Source organism: Gallicola sp. Sow4_E12, assembly GCF_052116305.1.
In the GTDB taxonomy this organism is placed as follows: Bacteria; Bacillota; Clostridia; order Tissierellales; family Peptoniphilaceae; genus JBQKLI01.
This window is the reverse complement of the sequence record NZ_JBQKLI010000017.1, coordinates 38,705-47,209: the sequence shown is the minus strand read 5'-3', so window position 1 is coordinate 47,209 and position 8,505 is coordinate 38,705. Positions and strand designations below refer to the sequence as shown.

6 protein-coding genes are annotated in these 8,505 nt (G+C 37.7%); all 6 read right to left on the bottom strand.

Annotated features, from left to right (window positions below):
* Window positions 1–123 precede the first annotated feature (123 nt).
* Window positions 124–1,110, bottom strand: coding sequence for a siderophore ABC transporter substrate-binding protein (locus ACTQ46_RS09135; RefSeq protein WP_441749203.1), 987 nt, complete (start codon window positions 1,108–1,110; stop codon window positions 124–126).
* A gap of 15 nt (window positions 1,111–1,125) precedes the next feature.
* The gene (locus tag ACTQ46_RS09130) at window positions 1,126–1,878 is read right to left on the bottom strand and encodes an iron ABC transporter ATP-binding protein (RefSeq protein WP_441749201.1); all 753 of its coding nucleotides are present in this window, start codon (window positions 1,876–1,878) and stop codon (window positions 1,126–1,128) included.
* Window positions 1,878–2,876 carry an iron chelate uptake ABC transporter family permease subunit gene (locus ACTQ46_RS09125; protein WP_441749199.1) on the bottom strand — a complete coding sequence of 333 codons (999 nt, stop codon included), beginning with the start codon at window positions 2,874–2,876 and terminating at the stop codon, window positions 1,878–1,880. Before ACTQ46_RS09125 ends, ACTQ46_RS09130 begins: the two co-directional genes overlap by 1 nt.
* Complete coding sequence (locus tag ACTQ46_RS09120; RefSeq protein WP_441749207.1) at window positions 2,876–3,871, bottom strand: ABC transporter permease; 996 nt, start codon at window positions 3,869–3,871, stop codon at window positions 2,876–2,878. The genes ACTQ46_RS09125 and ACTQ46_RS09120 overlap by 1 nt, the downstream gene beginning before the upstream one ends.
* Window positions 3,872–4,289: 418 nt before the next feature.
* Window positions 4,290–5,402 (bottom strand): 5-bromo-4-chloroindolyl phosphate hydrolysis family protein, encoded by a 1,113-nt coding sequence (locus ACTQ46_RS09115; RefSeq protein ID WP_441749198.1) that lies wholly within the window; start codon window positions 5,400–5,402, stop codon window positions 4,290–4,292.
* Window positions 5,403–5,529: 127 nt separating this feature from the next.
* Window positions 5,530–8,424: an insulinase family protein gene (locus ACTQ46_RS09110; protein WP_441749196.1), complete on the bottom strand. Its 2,895-nt coding sequence runs from the start codon at window positions 8,422–8,424 to the stop codon at window positions 5,530–5,532.
* Window positions 8,425–8,505 lie beyond the last annotated feature (81 nt).

The window sequence follows — 8,505 nt, the reverse complement described above, 5'->3', positions numbered from 1 at the left end:
AAGAATTCAAAGCAAAACAAAATGGATGCCTCCTACAAAATATAGGCTAGCATCCACTTGTAAATAATTAATTTAATATTGTGTCCAGTTTTATGGGTACACATCATTTTCCCGGTTTTTTTTCTATTTAAGAAGAGCGTTTTCTAAATCTTTTAACATAACATCCATGGCTTGGACTCCGCCTTCGGCAAGATACCATGCTGTTGGTGTCAAGTAGACAATCTGGTTATTTTGTGCGGCTTCTGTTTTATTGACTAATTCGTTGTTCATAATATCTTTAGCAAGTTTCGCGCCGTCTGCATTAATGGCAGAATCACGGTCTAATACGAAAATATAGTTTGGATTTTGTTCTACTAGAAGTTCGAAAGAAGACTCGTTGCCATGTGTGGAATCGACATCTTTTGCAAGGTTTTCAAATCCGATTTCGTTGCTGATTAGAGATCCTCGGCTTCCGTTTCCTAGTGTTGAGAAGTTAGAACTTGTTACCATTCCGATTACAGCAGTTTTGCCTTGGGCTGCTTCTTTTAATTTTTCAATACGAGAATCAAAAGCATCTGTTTGTTCTTTTGCTTTTGATTCTAGACCAAAGATAGAAGAGATCATCTGTGCATTGTCTTTTGTACTTTGAAGAGATCCTTTTTTATAGTCTAGATTGTTTACTACTACAGGGGCGATTTTAGAAAGTTCATCATATTGTTCTAATAATCTTCCGCCGATAAAAATAATATCCGGCTGAGTAGACATTAAAGCTTCCATATCCACTTCTTTTAATGTACCAAGGTTTACGATATTTTCGTTGTCGTTATAATCGGTTAAGTAATCAACACGGGAAGCTTTCGGCATGCCTACGACAGAATCTCCCAGCTCCCAGCTGTCGAGCATATCAAGAACGGCCATATTCAGTACAGCGATCTTTTTAGGGTTCTTAGGGACTTCTACTTCTACAGGTTCTTTTTTGCTGTTGATCGTTGTAACGGTAATGTTGGCGCTGTCTTCTGCTGAAGCCGTTTGTGCTGTTTCAGAAGTGTTTTGAGCGGAATTTCCTCCGCATGCCGTTAAAAAGATACCCATTCCTAGAATAAGGCTTAATGCTGCAATAATTTTTTTCATATACCTCTCCTTTGATTAATAATATATAGACAAGGGCTTGCCTTGTATTTCCTGCATTTCAAAATCAACATTGTAAATAGAAGATAGATTTTCTTTTGTCATCACTTCCTCTACGGTACCATAGGCAGCGATTTTTCCGTCTTTAAAAGCACAGATATAATCGGAATAGAAGGCTGCAAAGTTGATTTCATGAAGAACGAGAATCATTGTTTTTCCCAGTTCGTCGCAGAGTCTGCGGACGATTTTCATCATATTTGTAGAATGATAGATATCCAGGTTGTTTGTCGGTTCGTCTAAGAGAATATAGTCCGTATCTTGGGCGATAACCATGGCGATATAGGCACGCTGCCTTTGGCCGCCGGAAAGTTCGTCGATAAAGCGGTCTTGAAATTCTTCCAATTCCATATAAGAAATAGCTTGTTGGATAATCTCGTCGTCTTCTTTTGTAATACGGCTTCCGCTGTAAGGGAATCTGCCAAAGGTTACAAGTTCTTTCACCGTAAGTTTCATTTGTATATTATTGCTTTGTGTAAGTATAGATAGTTTCTTGGCTAGATCGCGGCTTTTCCACTGGCTCAGTTCTTTTCCCTGAAAGATAATTTCGCCGCCGTCTTTTTTAAGAAGCCTTGAGATAATACCCATAACAGTGGATTTACCGGCTCCGTTCGGGCCGATAAAGGATACAACCTTCCCCTGAGGGATTTCGAAGCTTATATTGTCGAGGACTTTCTTTTCGTTGTAAGCCTTCGAGATGTTTTTTATAATCATTAAATTCTCCTTTCCAAAATGAGAAGATAGAGGAAATAAATTCCGCCGCCGATGGTAATAAAGACGCTGATCGGAAGGCTGAAAGCTGCGATATGTTCTACTATGATTTGCCCGCCGATTAGAACAACCATACCGATTAAAGCAGAGCCCAGTATCAAATACTGGTGGCGGTATGTTTTAAATAACTGTCGCGATAGATTCGCTACGATAAGCCCCAAAAAAGAAATAGGACCCACCATTGCTGTAGCGATAGCGATAAAAAGCACAACACCCAAAAGAAGCTTTCGAATGGTTTTGTCATAATCCACGCCTAAGTTTACAGCCTGATCTTTTCCCAAGGTGATGATATCCATAAGTTTCAATTCTTTTCTTAAGGTGAAAAGGACTGCAGTCATTAAAAGGATAGAGATTGCAATGATTCCCGTGTTAATATTGGAAAAGTTCGCGAATAAAGAGGATAATAAACTGTCGTATTCATTCGGATCCATAGTACGAACGAGGGAAGATTGAATACTTGTAAACAAGGTTGCCATAATGGTTCCTGTAAGTAAGATGTAGAGCACATTATGTTTTGTCTTTTTAAAAAGATAGTTGTAAATAAAGGACGCCGTAACGCCCATGATGGATACATCGATCAGAAAGGCAATATTCGCATTTCGAACCAGCAGGCTGGAAGACCCCAAGACGAAAACCAATAATGTATGGATCAGTCCGTAAAGAGCGTTCATTCCTAGAAGACAAGGTGTTACGATTGTCGTGTTGATAATCGATTGAAAAACCATGGAAGCGCTGCCGATACAAAAGGCGACAAGGAGCATTACCACAAGCTTAGGAGCTCTCAAGGACATGGCATATTCAAAATATTTCATATCTACGGAATAAAAAAGATAGATGATAGATGCCAATAGGGACAGCAGCGCAAGCGCCATAAGTTTTGAATTGTATTGGTTTAGAGTATTTGCTTTATTCTTGATTCTTTTTAATTCATATTCTGCCATCAATGTTCTTCCACCTCCTTAAGTGTTGTTTCTCTGCAGCTGATACATCCTCTTTGACCGAATTTAATAATCTTTCTGCCATTGTTGAGTCGATAGAATAGTAAACCGATAAAGATAATACTTCCCAGTACTCCTACGATAAGTTCGATAGGCAGTTCATAAGGAGCAATGATTGTTCTTCCGATCATATCGCTGATTAAGACGAATAAGGCGCCAAATAGTGCAGTGTCGATTAAGGTTCCCTTTATTTTATCTCCTTTAAACATCGATACGATATTTGGAACAATTAGTCCGATATAGGAAATACTTCCTACTACAACAACAATACTTGCAGTAATCGCAGCGGCGATAGAAAGACCGAAAAACAGCACTAAATTATAGGGGATTCCAAGGTTTTCAGAAAAATCTTTTCCCATACCCACAATATTAAAATGATTGGCAAAGAAAAAAGAAAGAAAAACCAATGGAACGATTAAGTATACGATTTCATAGCGCCCTCTAAGTACTAAGGAAAAATGTCCCACAAGCCAAGAGGAGAGGGACTGTGTCAATTCAAACTTATAGGCTAAAAAACTAGTGGTGCCACCGATAATATTTCCAAACATGATTCCTATAAGAGGAACCATAACCACATCTTTAAAAGAAACTTTCTGAACAAAGAAAACGAAGATCCAAGTTCCAATAAGTGCTGCGGCAAAGGAAAATAACGCTCTTCCCCATAAAGTAGAGTTCGGCATGAAAATCAGTGCCAAAAGAATTCCGAATTGTGCCGAAGAAATAGTAGCTCCTGTTGTAGGAGAAACGAATTTATTCATACAAAGCTGCTGCATAATAAGTCCTGCAATACTCATTCCGACCCCTGTACAAAGGACAGCTAACAGTCTTGGCAGACGGGAAATGAATAAAACTTCAAGTTGTTGAAAATCTCCTTGGATAATACCGGATAAATCCATATCGAGTACGCCGATAAAAAGCGAAAGAAAAGATAATAGGATTAATACGGCAAATAGTATAATAGTCGTACGATATTTTGCGATAGAGCATCCTCCTTTAAAGGTTAGCGCACGCTAACTCAATGATGAATTTGTAAAGTAGTTTTGACTAACTCACTTAGACTATAATACCAGCAGGATTTTCAGAAGTCAAGATTTTTGAAAACAATTATCAATTAGAAAGGAGGAGGGCTAAAGAAAGAGCTAAAAAAAAGAGCTATAAAAAGGAGTGTGAGAGTGGGGAGAGTGAAAGAGGGGAGTTATGGAGGAAAAGGAAAGAAAGATTTCCTTTTCATCTTAAGATAGATGGCATCTAAGTTAGGGAGATGTTGATTATGTCTCGGTTAAATATATGAATAGAAAAAAATAAAAAGCCTAGGTATGTTGTACCTGGCTTTTGTTTTGATAAGGGATATTCTTTTTAAGGTTGTTCTTCGGAGAGGCCGTCCATTTTTAGAACGGAATCCAAGACGGATGTTTCGGTCATAATATCCAGTCTTTTATCTTCAAAGAGTTTTGTAAGAATCTGAGTATAAGCAGTATTAATAGAGTTGAAGCTGAGGTTGATTTCTCTTTTTGCATCTTCCAGTTCGGAAGAAATATGAGAATTGTTTTGAAGTTCGATATAACTTTCTAAAAGCTTCACTGTCGTGGGCAGATAATAGTCGACAAATTTTTTCGATACAGATAATAGAGCTGGTTTTTCGCTGATCCGTTTTAAGATGCCTGCAGTCAGTGTCTTTGTTTCTTGTACCTTTTCCAAGAGCTCTTTGTTCTCTATTTTTCCTTCCAGAAAGCCGATGGTTTCCAAACTGCTTCTTCCGCTGGCTAAAATTCTTTCATATTCCCCGCTTTGTTTCGGGTCGGTAAGTTTAATATTATTAACGCGAAAAGATCTGTCTTCTGCCAGTTTTCGTTCCCTGTTTTCTTTATAAAGCTTATAAGTATCCCGGTCGAGGATAAGAATCTGATCTTTTTCAATGTAGCGTGCTTCTAGAAAATAGTCCTTGGCGATTAATTCTTGAATATCTTTTACAGTTCGGCTGACAGGCAGCTGAGCGAAGAGAGCGAGATCTTCTATCATGACTACAGGATTATCTTGTATTTCCCGAAGATATTTCATATAGCGGCTGTTTAAAACCATACCATGACGGCCCTTCATAAAAGAAACAACACCGAAGCCGCTGCTGGCAAGTCCCAATAAAAGGAGAAAAGCTGGATTGTTCAAAATAAAGAAATTCAATAAAAAGAGAATTCCCAGAAAGATTGCCACAATACCAACAGACTGCTGCAGAATATAGAAAAGCTGATTTTTAGGACCCTGTACACAGATTTTTGGATCTTTGTTGAGCGGCAGCTTTTCCGGAGGTCTTCTCGTTAAGACGGAGGATACTGTTTTTTGCAGCGTGTTTACAGAACGGGTAATGGTTCTTTGAATCATATTGTTCCAGTCCATATAGTTTGGATGGATGTTTTTTTCTTTATAATCAGATTTAGAAGAATTGTCGTTTTCGCTTTTGTATTTATTTGACATATGTTCCTCCTTTATCATTAGTTTAAGATATGTTTCTAAGTCTATAGTAGCATAAAAAACTTCCCGCTACTTAGGAGACGGGAAGTTTTATTCGCATTTTTAAAGACCTTATAGCGGTTAACAACTGTTAATCTTTTAAAGTTCTCACGGTATCAAAGAGTTCTTTGTTTTTGCCGATAGCATCCGCATTTCCGATAACGGTGATATAGTTCTGGTCAAGAGATTCTTTTAAAAGAGGAATGATCTCTTTAAATTCTTCTATATCGGCCTCGATCGCTTCTTTCATCGCTTTTTTAGTGTCTTCCGGTGTTTGTCCTGTGATATAGAGAAGAAGACCCAGTTTGCCTTTGGTGGCATTGGTTGTAGGAGGATCGAATTTATTTAAACTGCCGATAATAAATGTTTCCAGTTCTTTTTGAGGAAGATCCAAACCTTGTATGATCTCGGGAAGATTTTTGTATATATCCAAGGTTTGTGCAATATTCGGATCTCTGTAGGAATAAAGTCCGAAACGTCCGCTTCTGGAAATTCCCATGCCAGTACCGTAGGCGCCTCCCTGTGCCCGTATAAAGGAATAAAGATAGGTGTTGGATAATATGTTTGAAAGGACTTCAAAGGAACCTTTATAACCATTCGGGAAGGCAAGAGGGCCTGTTTGGACCACATAATTGATATTGGCTGAGGTTGTAATACCTTCATTTTTCGGTTCCAATAAAAATTTGAGATCATAAGCTTCATGCTCGAGATCCGAAAGTTTTTCAAGATATTTTTCAACGGCTTTTAAAGCATTTTCTTTCTCTTCTGTTGTAATATTTACAATCAGCTTGTTCTTGTTAAAAATCTTTTGAGACAGCTCATGAAGACAAGTTAACAAAGATTCGGCTTTTTCGTCAAAATGGTCTTCTAGGTCAACGATAAAGTCATAATAAGAGAGTCCGCCGATTTTTTCGTCAAAAGCCCCCTGCTGGGAGTAGTTGCTTCGGTTGCGCATTAAAGCGTATTGATGGCCGCTTTCTACAAATCCGTTTTCTAATTTCAAGCGGATCATTTGAAGGATTTCTTTTAGACGTTTTTTATCTTCGAATTTTGTAAAACGAGTCGTTTCGTCGATCAGGTCAAACATGTTATCTAGAAATTCCGGTTTTGCCTTTGCGTGGATGGAAAACTTCTTGGTATAGCTGTTCTCTTTTTCTAGAAAATAACTGCTTAAGGAAGAATGGATGCCTCCTGTATAAAGATATTCTTCTGTGCCTAAACGCTGATAGCTGTAGTTTTTCGTGTCCATAAGACCAATGGCGTCGCTTAAAAGAGACAGAGGCTGAATTTCTTCTTCTCGGATAAAGTCCAGATTAAAAGCTAAGGTAAAATAGTCGATTCTTTGAGTAAAAAGATCATGAATGAGAATCGTAGTTTTTCCTTTTTGAATCTCTTCGGTAGGGATTTCCAGTGCTTTTGCTTTGATATCGGATAAGGATAAAGCCGGAATAGTTTCTTTTTCTTCAGCAGTATCTTCTTTGTTCTGCATTTCTTCAAGTATTTTATTTTCTTCGATAATCTTTACTATTTCTTCCTCGGATAAAGAAGATTTGTATTCTTGAAGAGCGTTATGAACATCTTGATCTTTTTTTGTGTTCAGACCTTCTTTTGCTTCTAAAGAAATCAGAACCTTGTGAGGATTATCCAAGATTTTTTCTCGTACGAAATTCTCGTAGTAGTCCGTATCGATGGCATCTCTTAATTCATCCAACAGTTTGTTGAATTTAAATTGAATTTTCGGATCTTCATCATAGAGCCAGCTCTCTAAGGACTGGATCATATAGATTACACCTTTAGTAGGGTAATTGTCGCATTCCCGAAGCTGGAATTCAATTTTATTGAGGCTTGCTAAAAGTTCTTCTTTTGAAAATCCTTTCTCTACGGTTTCTCGAATAGAGTTTTCTATAATTTCAAAGAATTCATCTCTTCTATTTTTTGAAGTGTTGATCGCGCAGATTCCCATACCCTGCTGCAATCCGTCTGTGCTTAAAGTCATCGTATCTTCCCCTAAACCTGCTTTAAGAAGAGCGTTTTTAACAGGAGAGGATTCTTCAGAGAAAAGGACTGCCCGTATAATAGAATTTGTTAGACTTTCTTTACGATTCTTTTTATCGTTGGTAAGGGCTCCATAGATCAAATAATCTTTATTATCTTCGGATTCTCCCGGTGTTAAGGGGTAGCTTGCTTCAATGGTTTTCATTTCCTTAAAAGGTTTTTGCAAACCAATGCTCGAATCTATTTTCTCTGCAGGAAAATGGTTTAAATATTCTTCAATATGAGACAGCTGTTCTTCTAAATCCAATTTTCCGTAAAGGAAGATATAAGAATTGGAAGGATGATAGTATTTTCTGTGGAAATCCAAAAAATCTTCATAGCTTAAGTTCGGAATTTCATAAGGATCTCCGCCGGAATCGCTGCTGTAGATAGAATCCGGATAAAGTGCTGAATCAAGCTCTTTATAGACATAAGAGTCGGGAGAGGAGTAAGCGCCTCTCATTTCGTTGTAGACGACACCTTTATAACGAAGTTCTTCCTCCGGTGTTCTTAATTCATAATGCCAGCCTTCTTGAAGAAAGATCTCTTTTTTATCATAAATGCGGGGATAAAAGACAGCATCTAAATACACATCCATCAAATTTTCAAAATCTCTATCGTTTCTCGATGCTACTGGATAAATCGTTTTATCGGAAAAGGTCATCGCATTCAAGAAGGTCTGAAGACTTCCTTTTAACAGATCCATAAAAGGTTCTTTTGTTTTATATTTTCTAGAACCGTTTAATACACAGTGCTCTAAGATGTGAGGCGTCCCCTTGGAATTTTCAGGGGGAGTCCGAAAACCAATCCCGAATACTTTGTTTTCGTCATCATTTTCTAAATAGAGAAGTTTAGCACCTGAATAGTCGTGTTTCAGAAGATAGGCCTTTGATTTTATGTCATCTAAATATTCTTCGGATTCGATAGTGAATCCTGTATTTTTATATTTCAAATTATCACTCCTAACATAGTATATTATTATACCCCTTTTCTGAGAAAAATGGCATATATGGTATAATACTAGGGTGAGGTG